Raw genomic sequence first — 23,837 nt, forward strand, 5'->3', positions numbered from 1 at the left:
GACGCATATCCTTTCCCTATATCATAGAAAACTATATGAAAGAACCAAAGGGAACTTCATGTTTCGCTGACTCGAGAGAGGATTTTTAAATGAACAAATCCATTAAGGATGAAGAAAATATATTCTTTCCTGCTACAGCTATAGCAACCATCAATGTGAGCGCCATTGTTGCGAATTATAGAACTTTAGCCCAACATGTTGCCCCGACCGAGTGTTCAGCGGTTGTGAAAGCCAATGCCTATGGGCTGGGTGCTGAAAAAATTGCCCCTGCACTTTATCAGGCTGGTTGCCGCATTTTTTTTGTTGCCCAAATCGAAGAAGCGCTTCAATTAAAAGCCGTTTTACCAACAAATGTCATGATTGCTCTTCTGAATGGGCTTCCACATAAAGCAGAAGAATTTGTTGCACAATCGGGCATTGTCCCTCTTCTGAACTCTTGGTCTGCTATCGAAGATTGGCAAACACTTTGCCAAAAAAAGCATAAAAAATTTCCAGCAATCATTCAAATCGATACCAATATGAACCGCTTAGGGCTTGATAAACAAGAATTACAAAAACTTATCAAACAGCCTACAATTTTCGAAAAAGCAGAGATAAAATATATCCTCAGTCATCTTGCCAATGGAGAGAACACCACGCATTCATCCAATGATACACAATTGGCTTTTTTCAAGAGAATACTTGGAAAGTTGCCTTCCTGTAAAATCTCATTTGCCAATTCTGGAGGCATTTTTCTTGGTTCAGATTTTTATTTTGATCTTGTACGCCCCGGCATTGCACTTTACGGTGTTGATCCCCAAGGAAAACAGCCAACAACTCTTAAACCCGTTTTAAAACTTGAAGCCCAAGTTCTTCAAAGCCGCTTTACCGACGCAGGAAAACCTGTTGGTTATGGAGAAAGCTTTATGACCCGCAGACCAAGCACTCTTGCAACAATTTCTATTGGCTATGCAGATGGTTGGCCACGCATTCTTTCGAATAAAGGGAGCGTTTATTTCAATGGACAAAAACTCCCTATTGTTGGACGCGTTTCTATGGATTCTATCATTGTTGATGCTACCGATCTCGATAAAAAACCTCAAAGAGGTGATTGGATAGAACTCATTGGTCCGCATCAAACTCTTGAAAAAGTGGCGACAGATGCCAATACCATTCCTAATGAAATTCTTACTTCTCTAGGAAACCGCTATAAACGTATTTACATTTAAAGCTCTCTCAAGAAACAAAGGAACTCCCCCTCTCAGTACAAAAATTTCTTAGAGCATTCCAAGCATAATTTTCAAAAACCAAATAGCTATCCAGCAATGCGCTCACCTTTAATTCTAGTCATCACAATGCTGAAATGAAGAATGACAATGGCACTCATCAAATTTATTTTAAGATGATCATAAGAAAAACCAATACGCACCCCAAAACAGTATGATCTAATTCAAATAGGCAACAAAAAAGCCCACACAAAATGTGTGGGCTTTTCTCATTAATGGCAAACAAATAAATTTAATAGGTGTTTGCCAAGGGTGGACAAGAACAAATAAGCGTTCTATCACCTGCAACATTATCAATACGTGAAACAGGAGGCCAATATTTATTCGCGGGATCAAGAGAGCTATTGGGAAAAGCAGCTTCTTGCCGTGAATAAGGCCGTGCCCAAGCATCATCTAATGTATCAACCAATGTATGTGGTGCATGAACCAATGGATTATCGTCTTTTGGCCAAACACCGCTACCAACTTTCTTAGCTTCTTCAGCAATAGAGAGCAAAGCATCACAAAAACGATCAATTTCCGCTTTTGGCTCTGATTCCGTTGGCTCAATCATCAAAGTTCCAGGAACAGGAAAAGACATAGTCGGCGCATGAAAACCGTAATCAATGAGACGTTTTGCAATATCATCAACACTCACACCGTACTGTTCTTTCAACACGCGTGTATCGACGATACATTCGTGCGCAACACGTCCCTGTTTACCTCGATAAAGAATGGAATAAGCCTTTGAAAGACGCGCAGCAATATAATTGGCATTCAAAATTGCTGTTTGTGTTGCAGATTTCAAACCCTCAGCCCCCATCATCCGAATATACATCCAGGTAATAACAAGAATAGAGGCACTTCCATAGGGCGCTGCTGAAACTGCATATGTTGTCCCCTCTTGTTCATGACCTGGCAAAAATGGCTTGAGATGCTCAGCCACGCCAATTGGTCCCATACCAGGACCACCACCACCATGGGGAATAGCAAACGTTTTATGAAGGTTCATATGACAAACATCCGCCCCAATATCTGCCGGACGTGCAAGGCCAACAAGCGCATTCAGATTAGCACCATCAAAATAAACTTGTCCGCCATTTTCATGGATAAGCGAACAAATCTCTTTAATAGTTTCCTCATAAACACCATGAGTTGAAGGATAGGTAATCATGAGAGCGGCTAAACGCTCCTTATGCAATTGTGCTTTCATTTTAAGATCATCAAGATCCACATCACCATCGCTCAAGCATTTCACCACAACAACTTCCATGCCCGCCATATGGGCTGAAGCTGGATTGGTACCATGCGCAGATGCAGGAATAAGACAAAGCGTACGTTGATATTCTCCCCGCGATTGGTGATAGCGGCGGATTGCCAAAAGCCCGGCATATTCTCCTTGAGCACCAGAATTTGGCTGAAAAGAAACTTGCGCAAACCCTGTAATTTCACACAACCATGTATTGAGTTGATGGATCATCTCCTGATAACCCGCGGCATCCTCTTGCGGAACAAAGGGATGGATATGAGCCACCGTAGACCAACTGACAGGCATCAATTCCGCTGCTGCATTGAGTTTCATCGTACAAGAGCCAAGAGGAATCATTGCCCGGTCTAATGCCAAATCCTTATCGGACAAACGACGCAAAAAGCGCATCATATCTGTCTCTGAATGAACTTCATGAAAAAAAGGCTGTGAAAGAAAAGCAGTATCCCGCCCCTTTCCCATAAGTCTTGGAGAAGCCTGATTAACTAACTCTGCACCAAAAAGCTGTGCTAAAGCATAGGCATCCTCTTCTGTTGACAATTCATCAAAATTGATGACAACCCTATCATCATCGAGAACACGAACAAGACGCCCACCAGCTTTTGCTTGGCGTGCAATCTCCCTTGCTTTTCCCTTAACAACAATGCTGACACAATCAAAAAAATAGTCCCCTTCACAAGAGAGACCTGCTGCCTCTAAACCAGCAACAAAACGGCATGTTAAATGATGAATGCGCCGAGCAATTTCCTGTAACCCCTGCGGTCCATGCCAAACAGCATAAGCTGTTGCCATATTGGCTAAAAGAGCCTGTGCTGTACAAATATTCGACGTCGCCTTATCGCGCCGGATGTGTTGCTCACGTGTTTGCAATGCTAAACGGAAACCAACACGCCCTTTCGTATCTACTGATTGACCAACAATCCGCCCCGGAAGAAGACGCGTTAAAGCATCGCTGACCGCAAGATATCCCGCATGAGGTCCGCCAAATCCCATCGGAACGCCATAGCGCTGCAGAGAGCCAACAACGATATCAGCCCCCCATTTTGCTGGCGGTTCCATAAGGGTGAGCGCTAAAGGATCAGCGACAACGATCACTAGCGCGCCTTTTGCTTTGGCCTCTTTAATGGCCTCACTATAATCGTTAAAAGAGCCTTTCGTATCAGGCCAAGAGAGAACAATTGCAGCAGTATCAGAACAAATTTCGCCATTTTGACTCATCTGAAGCCCTTGTGTTTCCGCACGCGTTTGCGCAACACTCAAAGTCTGGGGGTGCAAAAGACTCTGAAGAGAAATCTTTGTTTTTTTCTCACGTACAAAGCGGAAAGCCACTGCAATAGCTTCAGCGAGAGCGGTTGCTTCATCAAGAAGTGAAGCAGCTGCAACAGGCAAACCAGTGAGTTCACTAATCAATGTCTGAAAATAAAATAAAAGCTCTAAACGCCCTTGGCTAATTTCTGCTTGATAGGGTGTGTAAGCAGTATACCAAGCTGGATTTTCAAACAGATTGCGCAAAATAACAGGAGGCACAAATGTTCCATGATAGCCTTGCCCAATAAAACTTTTGTGCACTTTGTTTTTCCCCATCATCTTGGAGAGTTCTTCCAGAGCTTGGCTTTCGCTTGCAGCCTTTGGAAGATTAAGCGGCCGTCCCAAATGAATAGAGTGAGGAAGAGCTTGAGCAACCAGTGTATCAACAGAATCGACAGCTAAAACATCAAGCATTTTCTGTTTTTCATCAGGACGAAGCCCAATATGGCGAGAAAAAAAAGGACGCTCTAACATAGTATTCATCCAATCAGTTCCTGATAAGCAGCCTCATCGAGCAACCCTTCAAGTTGCGTTTCATCCTGCAAGGTCATTTTCCAGAGCCAACCTTCTGTTTCCGCTTTTTGGTTTACCAGTTCAGGGCTCTCTGCCAAAGCTTCATTGATTTCGACCACTTCACCATCAAGAGGTGCATAAACATCCGAAGCCGCTTTCACCGATTCGACAACAGCGACAGCATCTCCCTTAGAAATTTTGGTTCCAATTTGTGGCACATCAACAAAAACCAAATCCCCTAACTGCTCTTGAGCATAAGTTGTGATCCCGACAGTAACCACTTGCCCTTCAACGCTAAGCCATTCATGATCTTGTGTAAAATAAGTTTTAGACATAAAAAATTATCCTTTAAAATAACGTTGTTCAACAAAAGGGAGTGAATGGACAGACAGTGCAATCTTTTTGCCACGCAGCTCTGTAAAAACTTCTGTTCCTTCCACTTTCCAACCAACAGGAACATATCCCATCGCAACAGGACCATTAAAAGAAGGGCCAAAACCACCTGATGTTACCACCCCAATCCGATTACCCTCATCATCGAACAGCATGGCACCAGCACGAATAGGTTGGCGTGTTTGTGGTTTTAAACCAACACGACAACGAGAGGGACCTTTCTCAAGAGCTTCCAAAAAAGCCTTTGCCCCGTAAAACTGGGCTTTTTCTCGAACATTTTTGGGAACAGCCCATGTTAGTGCAGCATCAATGGGCGTAATATCAGGGGTAATATCATTGCCATGCAAGCATAAGCCTGCTTCCAATCGAAGACTGTCGCGCGCTGCAAGACCAACCCACGCAACACGAGAATCGTTCAGCAATTTTTCAGCCAATGCCTGTGCATGTCCTATGGGAAGAGCAATTTCAAAACCATCTTCTCCCGTATAACCAGAACGAGTAATAAACCAATCTTGTTGTGTTTCCAATCCTTGCATAAACAACAGTTCATTGCCCGGCAAACCCGCATCAGCAAGAACGGCAGCTGCTTGTGGACCTTGAAGAGCAAGCAAAACCCTTTCAAGAGCAATCACCTGACAATCAAAGCCAACAGCACGTTTTTTTAGTTCAGCAAGATCGGCTTGTGCATTACCAGCATTCGCAACCAACATAAAACGCCATTCTGCCAAACGGGTAAGGATAAGATCATCAAGAATACCAGCCTGTTCATTGAGTAAATAATTATAGCGTGATTGACCAATCTTTAATAATGCCGCATCAATGGGAAAAGCATAGGATAAAAACTCCACTGCTTGGGGTCCCTCAACAGCAATCAATTGCATATGAGAAATATCAAAAAGACCTGCATGCGCACGCGTATGAAGATGCTCTTTTAAAACTCCAAGAGGATAAGTCAAAGGCATTTTCCAACCGGCGAAAGCGCCAAATTTTGCCCCCGCTTTTTCATGCAATTCATATAAAGGAAGTGTTTTTAAAGAAGATGTTTCAAATTCTTGTGATGTACCCATAATATCTCCAAAGTCGCACTCACGTCCATACAATACGTCCGTCTCCGCACCCTTCTGTTACAAACCTGAGAGACTCGCGAAAAGATCTTTCGCTTACACCTTCGGCGCGGACTTTCCCGACTTTCCAGACCTGCCTTTCTTCTTTTACGGTCCTTAGAGCCTGAGAGATTATGGGCTATTTTCCCCTTCGGCGGCAGCTACGAAAACTCGCAACCTGCACTCTCCCGCAAAAGAATGAAAGAAACGATAACGTTCTTTCCGACATATTCTAATTCTATAACCTATCTGCGTCACACTGTCATCAGCAAAATGACTGGTGTACCTTAATTTTACACTTGCATAGGGTGTTTTAAAGAGCTTATAATATCGAGAGAACGTTGTAAAAACCCTAGCTGTTTAAGGTTTAGTAAAGTCAAGGAAAATTAATTTATACATTACCGGCAGATGCTATCAACGTAAAAAGAAAATTGCGAAAGTCCACGACTGGACTTGAAAACTGAAAACGCTAATTGAAAAAAATGGAAAACTTCACAGACTAAGAAAGAGTATTCTCTTTTGTGGGGTCTTATTATAACCACAAAGTTTACTCTCTTCTAAGACGACATACTTATAAGAATAGAGAGAGAGAAATATGATCTTAACACGCAAGGGGTTGGTTTTTCTTACCAGTAAGTAATATCATAAACTATGGTTCTTTATGCATCAAACCGCACCATATATAAGGTTTAAAAACACGAATGAAAGCTGGCAATATCTGTTATAATTGCGAAAATGATCTCCCAAAGCAAATTGCTCTTTTTCCTTTAGAAGGTGCGCTCTTATTGCCGGGAGGTTTTTTATCGCTCAACATTTTTGAACCAGAAGCCCTCGAAATGGTTGAAGACGTTATGGTATCCAACCGTTTGTTAGGTATTATTCAACCCCTTTTGTCAGGAACAAATTGCTTCCCCATAAAACTTTACAAAATGGGCTGTATAGGTCGTATCACGCACTATAATGAAACAGGAAATGGGCAGCTTTTCATTATCTTACAAGGCGTTTGTCGCTTTACTTTAGAACAAGAACTGGTGAACACAAAATCTTATCGGATTGCTCTTATCCAATCAAATGTAAAAGATTTACAAGAAGTAGAATTTTCAGAGAGCATTAATCGAGAAAATTTACTCAACATCGTTGAGCAATATCTCACGATGCATGAAATAGAATATAATTGGAGCAATATCATACAAACACCCACACCTATATTAGTGAATGCTTTTTCATCTCTTATTCCTTTTACACCGGCAGAAAAACAAGCACTGTTAGAGGCTCCTGATATTGGAAGCCGTGCTCAGACACTTCTCGCTCTAACTGAATGCTCTCTCATGAAACAAACAGGCGCATATCACTATTTAAACTAATGAATATTAAAACATGAAGAAAATGATCACAGATCCCAAAATGCTTGAATTGCTGGTTTGCCCAATTACAGGGGGAACCCTCTCTTTGAACCGAAAAACACAGGAATTAATTTCGCTCAAAGCAAAACTTGCCTATCCTATTCGTAACGGTGTTCCCATTATGCTTGCTTCCGAAGCCCGTCCTTTACAAAATAATGAAAAAAATAGCCCATAAGAGTAAGCCGCCCTTATACATTTTTCTTGATGATAGCGCAGTGTTCTCGAGTATTTTTTCATCAAAAGATCTCTAGTGTTGCTGTTTTTTTTTCATATTTTCTCGCTCGAAAAAGAAGTTTTCTCACAAGCTATCCCCCACCACTTTCTTGGAAAACTTTTCATGTTATGTGGCTTTAAGAGATGCATGAAGGAGGGTTTTCTGCAAATTCTTTTGCGCTCTTACAAAAAAACACGATCTTAAAGATAGCACTTCTATTGCCTTCCAATAACGTTAAAAAATACACCAAATAGCAAAGAAATTATCCTCTCAATAAGCTTGTAATTTTGATAGTATCCTTAGAAATCTATAGGATCTGGAAGCTCAAAAATCAAAGACTAGGTAAGTTCTTTTTGTGGGTATTTCAGAGATTTCGTAAGCTCTTGTGATGTCCAAGTACTTCTCAGCACCAAAAGCAAAAGCAAAAGACTGACTCGGCTTCAGTAATTCCAAACTCCATCATTGAAGATACGGTTATAATAAAGCCATTGTCGTGTAAAAGGACGATACGAACTTTGCGTGAGACATGCTTCTTCAAATTCAAAAACCTTTCCTCTTATGAATTCTTGCTTAATAACTCCAACTTATCTTTTTTACATCTGAATTAACAAAATCATCTACGACACTTGCACATTTTTTTCGATCAGCATGTGGATGGGTATCGTTAAAACATTTTACGTCGCTATTATAAAAAGTAATCATATTATTCATATTTTTTGCTAAAATCTTACGGCTAGAATTATATACCCAGGCATCAAGACTGGTTACAATACCATAGGAGAATGTTTCAAAGAGGTTTTATCATGGACATTCTTGTCATCTAAGGCTAAAAATGCTTTAAAATTGTCATCACGCTACCAAGCCCCGCCCTCTCCAACATTGCGACAGCCCTTGGCACTTGAGACGACTCATAAGAGGTATTTTTAGTCTTTATCTTATACGGTTTTTAACCATACACTCATCCCTTCCCTTGATGTGCAAGGGGATGGTTTTGATTGATTCATTATAAGCAGGTTTGAAATGAGAGAATTTTACGATAGTCTGGTCTCTCATTCAAGTTACAAGACATTGATTGATCTTTATAAATCAATATATTCTCTGATTTAGACAAAGGTTTCCACTCCTTCGTTACTTTTGGAGACAAAGCAACTGTTGTAAAATCTGGCAAATTAACACCACTCTACGTAAAATCATCAAAAAGCAATTAGGAATATAAAGACTTTTGTTTCAAATATAATGAACGAACCGTCTCAGAAAAAAGAACCGTCATGGATATATCAAATACATCAATGATCATCATCTACTGTCGTGTTAAGAGGGGGTAACTCTTTATTTTGCTTAATTTTTATAACTCCAATAATTCCAGTGGAAATAATCGATGCAGACATCGCTAAAAAAGAGCTCAACAATCCCACGAGTGCAAAAAGTCCAGCAAGAAAGCCAGACAATGCTTCAGCAGAATTTGCGAGGATTGAGAAGGTTCCAAAACTCTTCCCAAGATCTTCACGACGAGAATATAATTGAAGAGCTGAGACTAAACTAATATCCACAAATGCACCAATAAATCCTAAAACAAATGCGAATACAAGGAGAAGTTTTAAATAAAATATTGCCACTAAAGGCATAACAAACAGAATAACCCCATACAGAAGCCAAAAGACCATGAGCTTAAACGCTGTAATCTTGACTATAATTTTATGATAGAACAAGCCGCCCACAATTGTTCCAACAGCAATGAGAGAAAAAACATAGCTCACAAAGCTTTCCTCTCCACTGATAGAGAGAATAAAAGCTGGAATTAAAAATCTTAAAATTGCACCAGTAAAAAGAATAGCAAACGACGAGCCAATCAGCGTAATAAATAAATGTTTATTTTCAGTAGAAATAGATTGAAGATAAGAAGCTGTTTCTCGATAAACTTTTATGAAATTGAATAATTTACTCTCATTTGAATTTAAATTCATGAGATTCAATAACAAGAGAATAGAGATAAAATAGCTAAAACAATCAAAAATAAGGACTGCCGATTTATTTGCTAAAAAAAGCAGTAGCGAACAAAGTAAAGGACCAATGACAGATGCAGTCTCATTTATAATTTGTGAAATGCTATTTGCCTTTGTAAGCTCATTTATTGGAAATATTCTCACAATAGCAGCTTGAAAACTTGGCTGGAAAATACTTCTTCCTATCGTTGTGCAGATTGCGGCAAAAATCAGAACAAGAATATGTGCAGTCCCTGTTATAGTGGTTATAAAAACGAATAATGAAGCGAATAATCTCACCAATTCACTGAAGATCATATTTTTCTTCAAAGAGAAATTATCCGCGAACCAACCGCCTATAGGGCCCAAAAAGAGAAAAGGGATAAATCGGAAAAAATACACAAGACCTGTAAAAAAGGTGTTCTCTGTTAATTCTAAGACAAGTAAAATAAAAACAACTTCATAAGCATAATCACCAACTTTAGAAATAAACAGAGAAGAAAAAAGAGCTAATGGACTCTTTTTTAAAAATAACTTCATATCACCCATCCGATAGTAAATTTTTTTACACTTAAAGTTACACGACCTTTAATACAATTGGTGATATGAAATTCAAAGAAATCGTATATTCTAATAAATCGCTTAATAAGTTAATAGAAAACTTTTAAAGAAATACTCAAACTCTTGGCATCTAAGACGGTTCGTAAGAGGCATTTTTACTCCTTTCTTTCTTCATTTTTACCCATATGCCAGTTCTGTTTTTGACGTGCAAACAAGTGATTTTAATTGATTCACTATTGAGAGGATATGTGATGAGAAAATCTTACGATATTCGAGTTGTAATTCAAGTTAAAAAAGGATTATTTATCCTTATAAATCAATATATTGATAAAATCAGGAATACTAATTTGACAGTGCTCGCGACCAACAAGCGAGTTTTTAAAGTGTCAACCCAAAAGCATAATTTTAAGAACAGTGCTTCTCTTACCCCCAATACCGTTAAAAAATACACCAAGTGATAAGAAATAAATTATCAATAAAATAATCAGTCAAAAACCTGAAACTCCCCCTTTAAAACATATAGCAAGCATTGATGGCTTTCAAAAACAAGAGAGAAAAATAGACTAAATTCTTATGAAAACAACAAAGACATATTGCAACGGTTGCATTTAAATTTTGAAAAAACGCAACCAAAACAACTGCCGTACCTCTGGTTGACGCTTTAAGGAAATTATCCTATGAATGAGCTTGTAGTTTTGATCGTATACGCGGCGATCAATAGGGCCTGGAAGCCTGAAACACTCAAACTAGAATAAATCTGCTTTGCGGATATCCCGGAATTTCCGGGGGCTCTTGTTATGTCCAAGTGCTTCTTCAGCACTAAAAACAAGAGACTGCTTTGAGTCAGTGCTTCCAGACCCCGGAATACCAATGCGAGAGCGCTCGCACCCGGTGGGGGATTTTTCAAAGTGCGAACCCAAAATCCACATTTTAATGATATCTCTGTAGGCAAAAAAATTCGCTTCAGAAGAAGCATCATGGGGATTTCTCAAAAAAAATTAGGCTGTCATTTAGGCGTCACTTTCCAACAAATCCAAAAATATGAAAAGGGAATAAATCGCGTAGGTGCAGGACGCTTGCAAGAAATTGCCGATAGACTAGATGTTCCTGTTTCCTTCTTTTATACCGATATCTCAACAAAAGAAGATAATCTCTGCCATGATGAGGACAGAATATCAAACAAAGTGGAACACTTGCTTTTGAAAAATTTCAGAGGACTGAGCCCCAAAAAACAGAGAGCAATCTTACGGTTGATTTCTGATTAAAAAGGCATCTTCTTATGATCACGATTTTTGCGTTTCTTCAATAAACGCCTTTATCATATGAAAAGAACTTCTTAAGTAAAAATAAAATGCAAAACAGCATGAAAGAAAATCACACCGCGCCCCCCATCTTAACCTGCACATCAATAAAAAAACATATATCACTAAGGCAGTATAGAACATCACAACAGAAATCATACAAGATATTAATTTATAAGGATAAATAATCATTTTCTAACTTAAATGAGAACTCCAAATCTCATAACATTCTCTCATCACCCCCCTCGCAGAGGGCATTCATGAAAATTAAAGGCAAAGGATGCAGACAAACAATAAATCATTACAAAAAGCGAGTCTGAATTTTACCTGCATGTCATAAGCAGAACTGGTGTATGGGTAGAAAATACTTAATACAAGAGCTGCCAGCAACATTTTGCGCTAACCAAAGGAGGAGGACAGTACCAGCGCACGTACTCAAGGTGCCATCTTGCACGCGCTCAACTAAGCGTAAAAAGGTGGTACTCAATGGCTTTTACGCTATAGCATTCAGACACCACCATAAAATGGGCTTAAGGTACGACTGATACCTCTTTAAAAGCTGACGGATGTCTCTTTAAAACAAGCATGTGAACATCCAACAGATGGCGTTCTGTTTTGCATAAGAAGCGTGCCCCCGTTAGAGCCCCGTTAAAGCCCTGTTAACCATGTTAAAGAAAATGAACAACAAAAGCGTAAGACAATGCGCAATCTCCATTATTGAAAAGATATTGCTTGAGACGCTTTTGCAAATCGTAAAACCAAATTAAAATAGAGAGGGCAACACTGGTGATTGGTTTTCACCTTTACAACTTCGTACTCTCGCAATTAGGCTGTCTAGCCACTTCAGAGACTAACTAAACAGAGAGATGCAATATCCTTGCTCCTATCTGGCATACAAAAACTGCAACAGCGGAAAAAGCCCTTATCCGTCTCAATCCCTTATCGATCTCAATCTTTACCTCAAGCATGCCGCTGCGCTAAATTTAGATATGAATTGACAAGCAACAGCAAAAGCACATGTTTTATTAGGCAGGGTGCAATCATTATAAAAGTCAAACTTCTCACGCTAAACAATTGACAGAAGATAAGCAATTCACTAGATTGCAGCGCTGCCAAGGAGATGTTCACAAAAGCTTGGCATAAAACATTCAGGCTTTCTCAGCTTTCTAAAATTAGCAAGATGGTACATTTGAAATGAATAGACCTCGTGCTATTGGAGAGTATGATTGGCGTTCACAAAATAAGACCTTTGAAAAGGCCTCCAATATTATGATTTCATTCCTGGCCAACTCACCTTCTCCTGGGTACAGCCTAGGGAAGCAAAATGGAGAAGGACAGGAGTACGGAAAAATGAGCTTTAAAGTTGCAGTTGTCGGAGCAACCGGAAATGTTGGTCGTGAAATGCTCACAATTCTTGAGGAACGTGGTTTTCCTACTCATGAGGTTGTTCCTTTAGCATCGCGCCGTTCCCTAGGGCAAAGTGTTTCTTATGGTGACAAAACTTTAAAAGTAAAAGCGCTTGATACGTACGATTTTTCCGATACGGACCTATGCCTCATGTCTGCTGGAGGAAGTATTTCTAAAGAATATGCCCCTAAAATCGCTGCTGCTGGTTGTGTAGTCATCGACAACTCATCGACTTGGCGCTATGAGAGCAATATTCCGTTAATTGTACCAGAAGTAAACGCACAAGCCATTGATCAATTTTCCAAGCGCAATATTATAGCTAACCCCAATTGTTCAACAATCCAACTTGTTTTAGCTTTAAAACCTCTCCATGAGGCAGCACAGATTAAACGTGTTGTTGTGTCTACTTATCAATCGGTTTCTGGAGCTGGTAAAGAAGGAATGGATGAGCTCTTTGAACAATCACGAGCAGTTTTTGTTGCAGATCCAATCACATCAAAAAAGTTCACTAAACGCATTGCCTTTAACGTCATTCCCCATATCGATGTTTTCATGGAAGATGGTTATACAAAAGAAGAATGGAAAATGGCCGTTGAGACGAAGAAAATTCTTGATCCTAAGATCAAATTAACCGCCACAGCTGTTCGAGTTCCCGTCTTTATTGGTCATGCGGAAGCTGTGAATGTTGAATTTGAAAAACCACTAAGCACCCATGAAGCACAAACGCTTCTACGCGATGCACCAGGTTGTCAGCTTATCGATAAACACGAAGATGGCGGCTACATAACACCTTATGAAAGCACTGGCGAAGATGCCACCTTTATTAGCCGTGTTCGTGAAGATATCACTGTTGAAAATGGTTTAGCTTTCTGGATTGTGGCTGACAACTTAAGAAAGGGAGCAGCATTGAACGCAGTTCAAATCGCTGAACTACTCATCTCTCGTAATTTGATAAAGCAGAGATCAGCAAACTAAAACAAAAACGGGAATAGGAAGCGAAAAGACTTCTACGCGATGTGACCGGGCTGTCAGCTTATCGATAAATACGAAAAGGACAGCGCTTAACACCTCATGCAAAGTAATGGCGAAGAGGCTACCTTTGTGAGCTGTATTCGTGAAGATATCACCGTTGAAAATGGCTTAGCTTTCTGGATTGTAGCTGACAATTTAAGAAAGGGAGTATCATTGAATGCAGTTCAAATCGCTGAACTACTCATTTCTCGTAATCTGATAAAGCAGAGATCAGCAAATGAAACAAAAACGGCAGCATGAAGCAAAAACGCCTCATACTGCTGTATTTTTCCTATCATAGCAATAATCTTTGGATTCTCCGTATTCTTATGGAGCAGGATAAGTTACAATACGGTAACGCGTTTCATTGCGTTCAAAATTTCTGTAATTGACATCATCCGGAAAAAAAGGATTATAAGCGTTCACATGCTTTACAGAGACCCCCTGTGCTTTTGGAGAGGGATTTAAAACCGTTCGTTCATCCCTTTTTTTAACGGTTGTGGAATCGATAATCACATCTTTTCTGTAAAGTTTTTGTGCCTTTTTTTGTTTTTTTTGAGGCACCATAAGATTTTTAAAACTATGAACAACCCGTTTTACTTTTTGTTTTTGTGCTTTTATCACAGAATTTGGTTTCACGGGCATATGTGTAAAAGAGATGGTAGGAACATTGTTAACATTAAAATAACGTGCAGAAGCCCAACCAACTTTTCCATTATAGGAGAGTGAACACCAAGCTTTATTGGAGAGACAACCATTAATTTGCACTTTCGCTCCTGTTGGAGCAGTTGCAACAGTTCTGTATATTTTTGCTGGACCTGTACGTAAGACAGCCTGACCCGATGCTACACGAGCAACCGTTGCATGGGAAACAGTTATTCCAAGCCCTAATCCCCCCAAAACAAATAAAATCGGTGTGATTGATAAAAAATCCTTGTTTAACATTATTTTTCTTCCTCTCCTAAAATATCAAGGACAAAATATTAGCCCCTGCAAAAATTTGTCCTGTTTCAATCAAGTGGTGATCGATTTTTTATCTCCTGAAAGAGATTCACCACATTTCGAGAAAACTCTCTTAACTTCATCCCCTACCGGACATACACACAGCCTATTGTCTTGCTTGCGCAATATTATCCTGATAGATGTATTGCTAAAACCTCATCAAATTGCTTAGCGATTTAGCCAATCGTCACTTTAAAGAAGTTTTGAAATTGCCTTTGGTTCCGCAAAAAAGAATTGCAATAGAAGAATTTATTACCTAAATTTTGGAAAATTACTGCTCATTCATTATGGTATTTTTTTAAGAATGCTTACGGTATGAGAAAAAATAATATTCTGTTTTTAAATAAAAAGATTGAATATTCTATAAAGCTTTTATAGTCTCGAATTTCCCTAAAAAAGCACAGAGTATATTGAATCTCCTCTCAAGAGATCTCGTGGAAAAGAAAAAGAAAGACAAAAGCACATGAAATTAAAGCAATTATCTCGGAATACTACGATTGGATTACTCCTTTCTTTTTTTGCATTTTTTGTTTCTCCCATTTTTTCCATGGCAGCAGACAAATCAAACATCAAGCTCGGTGTTATGGAAGGGCATGAAGCAACTGTTTGGAAAGTCGCAGCAGAACAGGCTAAAAAAGCTGGTTTAAATATTGAACTTGTCTATTTTTCTGACTACACTTTGCCTAACGATGCTGTTCATGCTGGAGAAATTGATGCCAATGCTTTTCAGCACGCACCTTATCTGAATAACCAAATTAAACAGCGTGGTTACAAACTTTCAATTGTTGGATACACGTTTCTTGCTCCAATAGGTGTCTATTCTCACAAAATCAAAGCACTAAAAGAATTGCGTGATGGAGCACATATTGGCATTCCGAACGACCCTTCAAATGGTGGAAGAGCCTTACTTCTTCTTAATTTTCTAGGTCTTATTAAGTTAAAAGATCCTCATGATATTCTCGCATCTCCACTTGATATTATTGAAAACCCTAAAAACCTGCAAATTCGTGAATTAGATGCTGGTATGTTAGGAAGAGCAATCGATGATTTTGATATGACAGTTATCAATACAAATTGGGCTTTGGTCTCTGGATTAAACTTACAAACAGATGCTATTGCATGGGAAAAAGCAGAAAACAACCCTTACAATAACATTATTGTTGTGCGCACTATCGACAAAGATGAACCGTGGGTCAAAAAATTAGTTTCTGCCTACAATAGCGAACCTGTCCGTGCAAAAATCAAAGAAGTTTTTGGCATAGCAGCCCAAACATCTTGGTGATTGTGCCAAATATCTTGGTAACTTTGAATGGAGAATTCTCCCCTTATCTCTTTAAAAAACATCAGCCGTTGTTTTAGCACAACGGCTGATATTCGTGCTCTTGATAATTTATCTCTGAATATTCATGCAGGTGAAATTCTTGGAATTATCGGACGCAGTGGAGCAGGAAAATCAACACTTATTCGCTGTTTAAATGGATTAGAGCAGATTGATGCAGGGTCCATTTTTTTTGAAGATGTGGATGTTTCAAATCTGTCAGAGACAGAATGGGCGCCTTATCGTCAACGCATTGGCATGATTTTTCAACATTTTAATCTTTTATCATCGCAAAATATTCTTGATAACATTGCATTACCCCTTAAATTAAACGGTATAAATAAAAAGCAGCGCCACAAACGTGCCCTTGAGCTGATTGAATTGGTAGGATTATGGGGTAAAGAATATTGTTATCCAGCAGAACTTTCAGGGGGGCAAAAACAACGTGTTGGTATTGCACGCTCTCTAGCCGCTAATCCCAAAATATTGTTGTCAGATGAAGCAACCTCTGCCCTTGATCCTGAAACAACACAATCTATTTTAGAGCTTCTTGCCGATATTAACAAACGCCTCAATCTTACTATTGTGCTCATTACCCATGAAATGGAGGTTGTGCGCGCTATTGCGCATCGTGTTGTTGTCCTCAATCAAGGGCGCATTGTAGAAGAAGGGCGTGTGAAAGATATTTTTACATCACCGCAAGATGATACAACCATTGCCATGCTCAAACTTGTCACTCCACAACTGCCTGAAAAATTTGCAAAAAATCTTAAACCAAGAGGTCAAGAAGCTGTCATTGAAATTAATATCGCCGGTGAAATTGCCCAACAACCTTTTCTCAATCTTCTGGAAGATGAAATCGGTCTAAGAGCACGTATTCTACATGGTGGTATTGATACAGTCCAAGGCGAAACCATTGGGCGCCTCTTCTTAGGTCTTCCTGCCCACGATCAAGAAGCTTTAAAAAAAGCCGTTCAGTGGTTGACCGAAAAAGGACGATATTGTGAGGTTTTAGGTTATGTTTAATGTTCTTTCTCATGAACTCCCCCATGCCGTTTTGGATACAATATTGATGACGATAAGCGCTTCTTTGATGGCACTTATTATAGGGCTACCTCTTGGTCTGCTTCTTTATACAACCGCCCGCGGAGGAATTTTTGCCTCATATCTCACCAATCGCCCTCTGAGCATTATAATTGATAGTGTTCGTGCCATTCCCTTTATTATTCTTGCATTTTATCTCCTCCCTCTTACTCGTATAGTGGTAGGAAGAGGTGTAGGAATGCCTTCAGTGATTTTTGTTCTTACCATTTCAGCCATTCCTTTTTATGCACGAATGGCAGAACTTTCTTTTAAAACTGTCGAGAATGGTTTGATTGAAGCTGTGCGTTCCATGGGCGCAAGTCGACTTCAAATTATCAGGCATGTTCTCATCCCTGAAGCACTCCCGAGTCTGATTACTGGTTTTACTGTCATGGTTATTTCTCTTATCGGTGCCACTTCACTTGCTGGATATCTCGGTGGAGGAGGATTAGGAGACATGGCAATCCGCTATGGCTATCAGCGTTATAATACCTCTATTATGACAATAGTTATTATCCTTCTAATCATTCTAAACGTTATTACCCAATGGTCTTCTGATAAAATTGTACAAAAATTGGATAAAAAAAAGCATTAAAAAATTGAGGAAGTTATACACTTCCCCGGTCATAGCAACTCCCTTTCTTGCTCTTGCATTTTACCCTCTTACCTTTATGAGGATAGAAATAAAGTATGAGAATAGTTTAAGTGATTTTTGTTCTTACTATTTCAGCCGTTCCTGTTGATACACACATAGTAGAACTCCCTTTTAAAACTATTGGGAAAAACTCGATTGAACTATGCATCGCACGCGAGCAAGCCAATTTCAAATTAGCAAACCTCTTTCAAGTATGTTTTCACCCCCAAAGCATTCTCTGATCTGATCCGTTTATGGTGTTTTCTCTTAATCAGCACGACTTCACTTGCTGGATGTCTCGACGCAGAAGGATTGGGGGGGGGGACAAGCAATCCGCTATGGTGATCAGTGTTATAATACCTCTCGTTATTATCCTTCTGATCATTCTAAAGATTATACCGCAATGGTCTTCCTAAACGTTATACCCCAAGTGTTTGCTGATAAAATTATACAAAAACTCGACCAAGCATCAAATAAGTTAAGAATTTATAGACTTCTCTCCAACCATAGCAACAACAAGCCATTGAGCAGTAAGAGCTGGTTTTTTAAACTGTTCAATTTCCATCGTAGCTCCATAATGAAAAACCACCCGGCCAGAAGGACGAATCTCTGCATCATTTAAAACAAAACGCGCCCGCACTCTTGTCCCTGTTTTGACAGGGCTCATAAAGCGTACTTTATCAAAACCATAATTAATGCCCATTGTTGCCCCTTCCAACTCTGGAAGAGCCTCATAAGCGAGAGTAGACAAAAGTGATAATGTTAAAAAGCCATGAGCAATAGTGCCACCAAAATGCGTTTTTTTAGCCTTTTCTTCATCGACATGGATCCATTGATGATCATCGGTTGCGCATGCAAATTGATTAATCATATCTTGGGTAACAAGACGCCACTGCGATAATCCTATTTCTTTGCCAATAAAATTGGCTACATCTTGTACTGCTATTTTTTGCTGCATAACGCCTATTCCTGTTTTATTTGGCAAAACTACCCCAACCCTCTTGCTTTTATAAAACCCATTGATTAGAGCATCAAGAATAAAAGGTAAACTGTCTTAAAAGCAAATGGGATTTATGAATAAGAAAGCACTTCTTTAGCAAAGTAATTTTCAAATAGGAAAAAATAATGGCAAGCAATGTGAGCCTAACAGGTTTGGCACGTGATTTAAAGCAGCGTGCAGAAAACCACCCTCCAATCCGTATTGGACTGATTGGCTGTGGTGAAATGGGAACAGATTTGCTCTCAAGCGTTGCCCATATGGATGGCATAACAGTTGCAGCCGTTGCCACCCGAACACCCTCGCGTATTTTTGATGCTGCTCGATTAGCCTATGGCGAAGAGGGGCATGTGCGTGAAGTTGAAAATGCCAGTGCCCTAACCCAAGCTCTTGAAAACGGTTTGATTGCAGCAACAAATGAGATTGATCTTGTTTTGCGCAATGAACAAATTGATATTATTGTTGATGCAACAGGCTATCCTGAAGCTGGAGCAGAAATTGGCTTCAAAGCGCTTGAAAACAACAAAAATCTTGTCATGATGAATGTTGAAGCCGATGTTACCATTGGTACATATCTAAAACATGAAGCAGAAAAACGAGGTCTGATTTATACACTTGGTGCTGGTGATGAGCCTACTTCTTGTATGGAACTGATTGAATTTGTTTCAGCCCTTGGACATAAGATTGTTGCAGCTGGAAAAGGTAAAAACAATCCACTTATCTTTGATGCCACGCCTGATACTTATGAAGAAGAAGCGCTACGACGTAACATGAATGTGCGCATGTTGGTTGAATTTATTGATGGTTCCAAAACGATGGTTGAAATGGCAGCCATTGCCAATGCAACGGGTCTTCTCCCTGATTGCCCAGGAATGCATGGGCCGCGGGCGGCGCTGCAGGATTTAAGCAAAATACTTATCCCTAAACAAGATGGGGGTATTTTGCAGCAATGTGGCGTTGTGGATTATTCAATAGGTCCAGGCGTTTCGCCAGGAGTTTTTGTTATTGCAGAAATAGCACACCCACGTCTAAGAGAACGTATGGAAGATTTAAAAATGGGTCAGGGACCTTACTTTACCTTTCATCGCCCTTATCATCTCACAGCAATGGAAGTTCCCCTCACCTGTGCACGCGTTATGCTTTATGGTAAAAAAGATATGGTACCACTAAACCATCCTGTAGTGGAAGTCTGTGCCGTTGCTAAGAAAGACTTGTATCCTGGTGATCAGTTAGACTTTATCGGTCTTTATAGTTATCGGGCTTGGATAATGAATATTGCACAAGCACGCATGCACCAAGCCATTCCTTGTGGTCTACTGGAAAACGCCACAGTGACAGCTGAAATTAAAAAGAATGAACTTATTACCGTGCAGAATACCGCCATTCGCGAAGATCAGTGGATTGCACGTCTTCGCACCAAACAAGACCTCTTGTTGAATGTCTCCCCTTCCCCCACTCATGCATAAGCAAAAACTTTTTATCTTTATAAATAAAAACAGTAACTTATAAGAATAGTTAATCATTTTTTCTCTTGAAGTCAGAACATTAAAGAGTGCAATTTTTCGTTCTTTTATTCCTCTGATGCAAAAATGATAAAAACTCTTTGAAAAAAGACTCAAGACATCTCTTAGCGACCATCTCAAGACAAAAGCAGACAAACAATATTATATTGAAAAAGAACTTACTTAGCGTCTCAACGTAAAAGTAATCTTGCCCAAGAAATCCCACGTTATACTCTTCACGATCACTGCCAAAAAAATAAGATGAGAAGAAAATAAAATATTTCTCTCAAAAAATTCCGTGAAGATGCGAAACTGCACCATCATTTTCTAGCACGCAATGCTGCCCCCCTTTGGCACCTGATATGGCCTCTGAAAAGCTTTTAATTCCTTTCTTGAAGAGTTTTTATCCACACACTAGATTATGCGATGCAAACGAAGAGTCTTCATTGATTCAATATAAACAGGTTTGAAATGAGAAAGTTCTAAGATATTCGCAGTTCAAATGCAAATTACAAAACGATAAATTATCATCCTCAATCAATATTAATAAAATCTTATTCCCTTATACTTGCTCAATATTTCAGTGAAAACGATTGGAGGAATATGGCAACCTTCTACAACTGTCAGCCATTATAACATCTCCATTATGACAATAAGTATTATGCTCACAGGAATCTCTATCAATCCTTTGATCCTATTTATAAAAGGCAGATTGACGCCGATATATGAACATCCTCTGCTGAACCTATGAAAGGAAAGCGTGATGCGACAAAAAAGTTTTGCGTATCTTTATCATCAAAGGCTCTCAAAATCTTTAGAACAAATACACCTTTATCTTGTAATAATTTCTTTTATTCGTTGCAAGACTATATTCTTCTGCATGGTAACCATAATTGTTTTAAAAGAACACCACAAACAAAGCTGTGAGAAACTACCCCAATCCCTATGATGTTTAAAATATTGCCCTCAATGCTTTTACAAGTCATAAATCTAAACTGAAAAAGAAATCGTAAAATGGATGAGGGTCTACATCCTTTCCTGTTGTTCAATTACTAGAAAACAGAAAAAAGCCTTTTAAACAGCTAAAAGCTTTAAAGAAAGTCACAGAAAACAAATTTTAGGAAAACTATTACTAGAATTGACGCAAGTATATCAAGAAAACATCTTATATTATTTCCAATAATCCTAACTAAAAACTCTTCCCCTTATCGGATTCAGCATAACCATTTTAAAGAGTAGTTCTTCAAAAATACTGAAGTAATAAACAAAATGCACAAACAAAAGAAAGAAAGAGGGATCTCCTCCCAAATTTAACAAAACAAAGCCACAATAGAGACCACAATACCAGGCACATTTGCCGTAACCAAAGAAGCCAACAATGAAACAATCCCCACACCGCCCCAAAGTATATCGAATAAAGAAACTTTCTCTACTTTCCTAAAAGCGAAGTGGTCTTGTTCTTCACGTCCCCTAGCATCTCCGATAACAGGCACATCTCCCAACCTCATACCTGTATTTTTTTCTAATGCGACCAAAATCCCTCTTTCTTGCATATGCGCATTACTTTCTACAGTCTGTGTAATAAAAAGAATAAACACTGTAAAAAAGCATGAGCATACATACTTTTTAAATATCTTAAACATAGCTTTCTTTTGCTCCTCTTTTTCTTCACTGAAAAAATGAAAACTATTCAAATATATAAAAACAAAATCTGTATTTAACCATTTACCTTTAATGTATAACACAATTTGATATTTATGTTATATGTATAATACATTATGTGTTGCATGTAAAGACCTAAAAAATAAACTAAATGAAATTTTCAAAAAAAATTTATTCATCAAAGATAGAAATTATAAACAATTGATAAATGCAGTTGTAAGAGTGTTGCTTAAAGAACACTGTAAGACTGTTAATCTGAGATTGACATTACCATAGAAAGCAATATTAGTAAAAAAGTTAAACATAAATTAAATGTGCTATTATAGAATTAAGGAATCTATTACTGAAAATCATAACTCAAAAATTTAAATTCTATTGCTAAGTTGCATGACATTATCATAAGCAAAAGCTTTACCAAGATCTCTTTTATCAAAAGAAGTAATGATACACTTACCAAACGCTTTTAGAGACAAAAGGCAAATGAAAGAACAACATACTTTTCCTCTTTTCCTTAAAATCAAAAGAGTCTCTTCCTTTTAGAAAATCATAAATTTTCCTTAAATCTTATTAATTATTCTTTATCTTGAATAAGAGTAGCTGATATGGGAATTTTTGATCATTTTATCCTCTCTTTTTTAAGAAGAGAAAAAAATTTGTTGTCTTACACAGCATAAAAAGAAGTAACATGGAGGGAAAAATAACTTGATAGAGGAATCAAAATTTCTCTTATCATTTCTTAAAATACAAAAGCAGTGAAAAATTGAAAACTGTAAATATAATTATAGCGCTTTGCTGTTATTTCACTTGTCTTTTATTTTAATCGCGTAAGATAGAATGCTGCTTAGTGAATTTTCCATTCTATGAATCATAGACAAAACTCACAAATCAAATTGCTAGCAAGTAAAGACATCACGCTAAAGCAAATCCATATCTATAAAACATCAACAATGGCCTGATATTCTTTTACAAAACAGCTATAAAATATAAAAAAATTAAGATCTCTATTTTGGAACAAAAAAAACATCCTGTAATGACTTCCATAAGATCATCCAGCCAAACACTTTTTGAGACAGCATAAACCGTTCAAAAGAGTGGTCTGCAAAATAACAAAATTCCCTAATAAAATAAGAAGATTGACCAGATTGAGAACAACACTGAGAGACATTAAAATGTGAGGCAAATAGTTGGCAACTCAATAAAAACAGTATCATAAAAAATGACAGTATCCCCTAAAATGTTGAAAAGAAATTTTTTCGCTTAACCTTCACAAGAGTTAATCGCTCTTTTTCTTCAATATTGTAGATTCATCAACATATTGATCATTTCAGTCGCTCTATTTTCTTCTGGAGCGACAAGAAGCGTTTCCTTTTGCAAGAGATCTTTCACAATCGCTGCACGACTCTCTACAGTTTGTATAAAAAAACAATAAATGCTGTAAAAAGATAGAAAAACAAAAGATTTTTAAATACTTGAAACATAGCTTTTCTTGAGTTTGTTTTTCTTCAGCGAAAAAGTGCAAGAATATTCACAGTTATAACAAAAAAATCGTCTTTAAAAATTATTTCACTATATAAAACACAATATGAATTATTATATAAAGTACAACCCTTCCTAAGGGTAATACATTCTATATTCAATGTGAAGATATCATTAAAATTTCAAAATGAAAAATAATTGATCAAACACATGAAAGAGAATTACCAGAGAAATCTACCAAGCAATTACGCTTTTTAAGTATCCTTTTAAGTAAGCTCGCTGAAAAATCAACTCACCATAAAAAGCGATGTTAAAAATACCACTGCACATAAAGAGTAAACACATATTATTTTATTAAAGGACTATAAGCTTAAATTAAACGCTCTCATTCTTCTAGATCAAAGGGCTAAAAACTTTGAGAAAATGCATTTTAGCACAAGAGAGAACAAGACATTA

The 23,837-nt window shown here is 38.3% G+C and carries 17 protein-coding genes, 1 pseudogene and 1 riboswitch; of the genes and pseudogenes, 10 read left to right on the forward strand and 8 right to left on the reverse strand.

Annotation, left to right across the window (positions count from 1 at the left end):
- Positions 1-89 precede the first annotated feature (89 nt).
- On the forward strand, positions 90-1,208 hold the full coding sequence (gene alr / locus BN200_RS07055) for an alanine racemase (protein ID WP_019221844.1): 1,119 nt from the start codon (positions 90-92) through the stop codon (positions 1,206-1,208).
- Positions 1,209-1,497: 289 nt separating this feature from the next.
- On the opposite strand, the gene gcvP is transcribed toward alr, so the two are convergent.
- The 3 genes from gcvP to gcvT are packed head-to-tail and all read right to left on the reverse strand — an operon-like array spanning position 1,498 to position 5,792.
- On the reverse strand, positions 1,498-4,293 hold the full coding sequence (gcvP, locus tag BN200_RS07060) for an aminomethyl-transferring glycine dehydrogenase (RefSeq protein ID WP_034989341.1): 2,796 nt from the start codon (positions 4,291-4,293) through the stop codon (positions 1,498-1,500).
- A gap of 5 nt (positions 4,294-4,298) precedes the next feature.
- Entirely contained in the window at positions 4,299-4,667 is a 369-nt protein-coding gene (gene gcvH / locus BN200_RS07065; RefSeq protein ID WP_019221846.1) for a glycine cleavage system protein GcvH, read from the reverse strand.
- A 6-nt stretch (positions 4,668-4,673) separates the two neighbouring features.
- A complete protein-coding gene (gcvT, locus tag BN200_RS07070) occupies positions 4,674-5,792 on the reverse strand; it encodes a glycine cleavage system aminomethyltransferase GcvT (protein ID WP_019221847.1) in 1,119 nt (372 codons plus the stop codon).
- 137 nt (positions 5,793-5,929) lie between these two features.
- A riboswitch (glycine riboswitch) is annotated at positions 5,930-6,029 on the reverse strand.
- Positions 6,030-6,529: 500 nt separating this feature from the next.
- Between gcvT and BN200_RS07075 the strand changes: the two genes are divergently transcribed.
- Positions 6,530-7,192, forward strand: coding sequence for an LON peptidase substrate-binding domain-containing protein (locus tag BN200_RS07075; RefSeq protein ID WP_019221848.1), 663 nt, complete (start codon positions 6,530-6,532; stop codon positions 7,190-7,192).
- 13 nt (positions 7,193-7,205) lie between these two features.
- Positions 7,206-7,406, forward strand: a complete 201-nt coding sequence (locus BN200_RS07080; RefSeq protein WP_019221849.1) for a Trm112 family protein — start codon at positions 7,206-7,208, stop codon at positions 7,404-7,406.
- Positions 7,407-7,894: 488 nt separating this feature from the next.
- Here BN200_RS07080 and BN200_RS09390 read toward each other — a convergent pair.
- Positions 7,895-8,299: pseudogene (locus tag BN200_RS09390) on the reverse strand (type ISP restriction/modification enzyme); the annotation flags it as partial.
- Positions 8,300-8,731: 432 nt separating this feature from the next.
- Positions 8,732-9,967, reverse strand: a complete 1,236-nt coding sequence (locus BN200_RS07085) for an MFS transporter (protein WP_034989343.1) — start codon at positions 9,965-9,967, stop codon at positions 8,732-8,734.
- Positions 9,968-10,965: 998 nt separating this feature from the next.
- On the opposite strand from BN200_RS07085, the gene BN200_RS07100 reads away from it, so the two are divergent.
- The 3 genes from BN200_RS07100 to BN200_RS07110 all read left to right on the forward strand — a co-directional run bounded on the left by BN200_RS07100 (position 10,966) and on the right by BN200_RS07110 (position 13,968).
- On the forward strand, positions 10,966-11,253 hold the full coding sequence (locus BN200_RS07100) for a helix-turn-helix domain-containing protein (protein WP_034989324.1): 288 nt from the start codon (positions 10,966-10,968) through the stop codon (positions 11,251-11,253).
- Positions 11,254-12,639: 1,386 nt separating this feature from the next.
- Entirely contained in the window at positions 12,640-13,671 is a 1,032-nt protein-coding gene (locus BN200_RS07105; RefSeq protein WP_034989346.1) for an aspartate-semialdehyde dehydrogenase, read from the forward strand.
- 96 nt (positions 13,672-13,767) lie between these two features.
- Positions 13,768-13,968: an Asd/ArgC dimerization domain-containing protein gene (locus tag BN200_RS07110; protein WP_019221854.1), complete on the forward strand. Its 201-nt coding sequence runs from the start codon at positions 13,768-13,770 to the stop codon at positions 13,966-13,968.
- Positions 13,969-14,034: 66 nt separating this feature from the next.
- On the opposite strand, the gene BN200_RS07115 is transcribed toward BN200_RS07110, so the two are convergent.
- Positions 14,035-14,652, reverse strand: coding sequence for an SH3 domain-containing protein (locus BN200_RS07115; RefSeq protein ID WP_019221855.1), 618 nt, complete (start codon positions 14,650-14,652; stop codon positions 14,035-14,037).
- A gap of 520 nt (positions 14,653-15,172) precedes the next feature.
- Here BN200_RS07115 and BN200_RS07120 point away from each other — a divergent pair.
- Genes BN200_RS07120 through BN200_RS07130 form a run of 3 tightly spaced genes read left to right on the forward strand, consistent with a single transcriptional unit; the run spans position 15,173 to position 17,705 of the window.
- The gene (locus BN200_RS07120; protein WP_019221856.1) at positions 15,173-15,991 is read left to right on the forward strand and encodes a MetQ/NlpA family ABC transporter substrate-binding protein; all 819 of its coding nucleotides are present in this window, start codon (positions 15,173-15,175) and stop codon (positions 15,989-15,991) included.
- A 27-nt stretch (positions 15,992-16,018) separates the two neighbouring features.
- Positions 16,019-17,053, forward strand: a complete 1,035-nt coding sequence (locus tag BN200_RS07125) for a methionine ABC transporter ATP-binding protein (RefSeq protein WP_019221857.1) — start codon at positions 16,019-16,021, stop codon at positions 17,051-17,053.
- On the forward strand, positions 17,046-17,705 hold the full coding sequence (locus BN200_RS07130; protein WP_019221858.1) for a methionine ABC transporter permease: 660 nt from the start codon (positions 17,046-17,048) through the stop codon (positions 17,703-17,705). The genes BN200_RS07125 and BN200_RS07130 overlap by 8 nt, the downstream gene beginning before the upstream one ends.
- Positions 17,706-18,222: 517 nt before the next feature.
- Here BN200_RS07130 and BN200_RS07135 read toward each other — a convergent pair.
- Positions 18,223-18,702, reverse strand: coding sequence for a MaoC family dehydratase (locus tag BN200_RS07135; protein WP_019221859.1), 480 nt, complete (start codon positions 18,700-18,702; stop codon positions 18,223-18,225).
- Between the two features lie 167 nt (positions 18,703-18,869).
- Between BN200_RS07135 and BN200_RS07140 the strand changes: the two genes are divergently transcribed.
- On the forward strand, positions 18,870-20,207 hold the full coding sequence (locus BN200_RS07140) for an NAD(P)H-dependent oxidoreductase (RefSeq protein ID WP_019221860.1): 1,338 nt from the start codon (positions 18,870-18,872) through the stop codon (positions 20,205-20,207).
- Between the two features lie 1,346 nt (positions 20,208-21,553).
- Here BN200_RS07140 and BN200_RS07145 read toward each other — a convergent pair.
- Positions 21,554-21,841: a hypothetical protein gene (locus tag BN200_RS07145; RefSeq protein WP_244426900.1), complete on the reverse strand. Its 288-nt coding sequence runs from the start codon at positions 21,839-21,841 to the stop codon at positions 21,554-21,556.
- Positions 21,842-23,837 lie beyond the last annotated feature (1,996 nt).

Source organism: Bartonella senegalensis OS02 (assembly GCF_000312545.1).
Classification (GTDB): Bacteria; Pseudomonadota; Alphaproteobacteria; order Rhizobiales; family Rhizobiaceae; genus Bartonella; species Bartonella senegalensis.

Coding starts and splice junctions, on each gene's coding strand:
- BN200_RS07075 (WP_019221848.1), top strand. CDS start 6,530: ATGAAAGCTGGCAATATCTGTTATAATTGCGAAAATGATCTCCCAAAG.
- BN200_RS07105 (WP_034989346.1), top strand. CDS start 12,640: ATGAGCTTTAAAGTTGCAGTTGTCGGAGCAACCGGAAATGTTGGTCGT.
- BN200_RS07115 (WP_019221855.1), bottom strand. CDS start 14,652: ATGTTAAACAAGGATTTTTTATCAATCACACCGATTTTATTTGTTTTG.
- BN200_RS07085 (WP_034989343.1), bottom strand. CDS start 9,967: ATGAAGTTATTTTTAAAAAAGAGTCCATTAGCTCTTTTTTCTTCTCTG.
- alr (WP_019221844.1), top strand. CDS start 90: ATGAACAAATCCATTAAGGATGAAGAAAATATATTCTTTCCTGCTACA.
- BN200_RS07130 (WP_019221858.1), top strand. CDS start 17,046: ATGTTTAATGTTCTTTCTCATGAACTCCCCCATGCCGTTTTGGATACA.
- gcvH (WP_019221846.1), bottom strand. CDS start 4,667: ATGTCTAAAACTTATTTTACACAAGATCATGAATGGCTTAGCGTTGAA.
- BN200_RS07135 (WP_019221859.1), bottom strand. CDS start 18,702: ATGCAGCAAAAAATAGCAGTACAAGATGTAGCCAATTTTATTGGCAAA.
- BN200_RS07140 (WP_019221860.1), top strand. CDS start 18,870: ATGGCAAGCAATGTGAGCCTAACAGGTTTGGCACGTGATTTAAAGCAG.
- BN200_RS07100 (WP_034989324.1), top strand. CDS start 10,966: ATGGGGATTTCTCAAAAAAAATTAGGCTGTCATTTAGGCGTCACTTTC.
- gcvP (WP_034989341.1), bottom strand. CDS start 4,293: ATGTTAGAGCGTCCTTTTTTTTCTCGCCATATTGGGCTTCGTCCTGAT.
- BN200_RS07125 (WP_019221857.1), top strand. CDS start 16,019: ATGGAGAATTCTCCCCTTATCTCTTTAAAAAACATCAGCCGTTGTTTT.
- BN200_RS07110 (WP_019221854.1), top strand. CDS start 13,768: ATGCAAAGTAATGGCGAAGAGGCTACCTTTGTGAGCTGTATTCGTGAA.
- BN200_RS07120 (WP_019221856.1), top strand. CDS start 15,173: ATGAAATTAAAGCAATTATCTCGGAATACTACGATTGGATTACTCCTT.
- BN200_RS07080 (WP_019221849.1), top strand. CDS start 7,206: ATGAAGAAAATGATCACAGATCCCAAAATGCTTGAATTGCTGGTTTGC.
- gcvT (WP_019221847.1), bottom strand. CDS start 5,792: ATGGGTACATCACAAGAATTTGAAACATCTTCTTTAAAAACACTTCCT.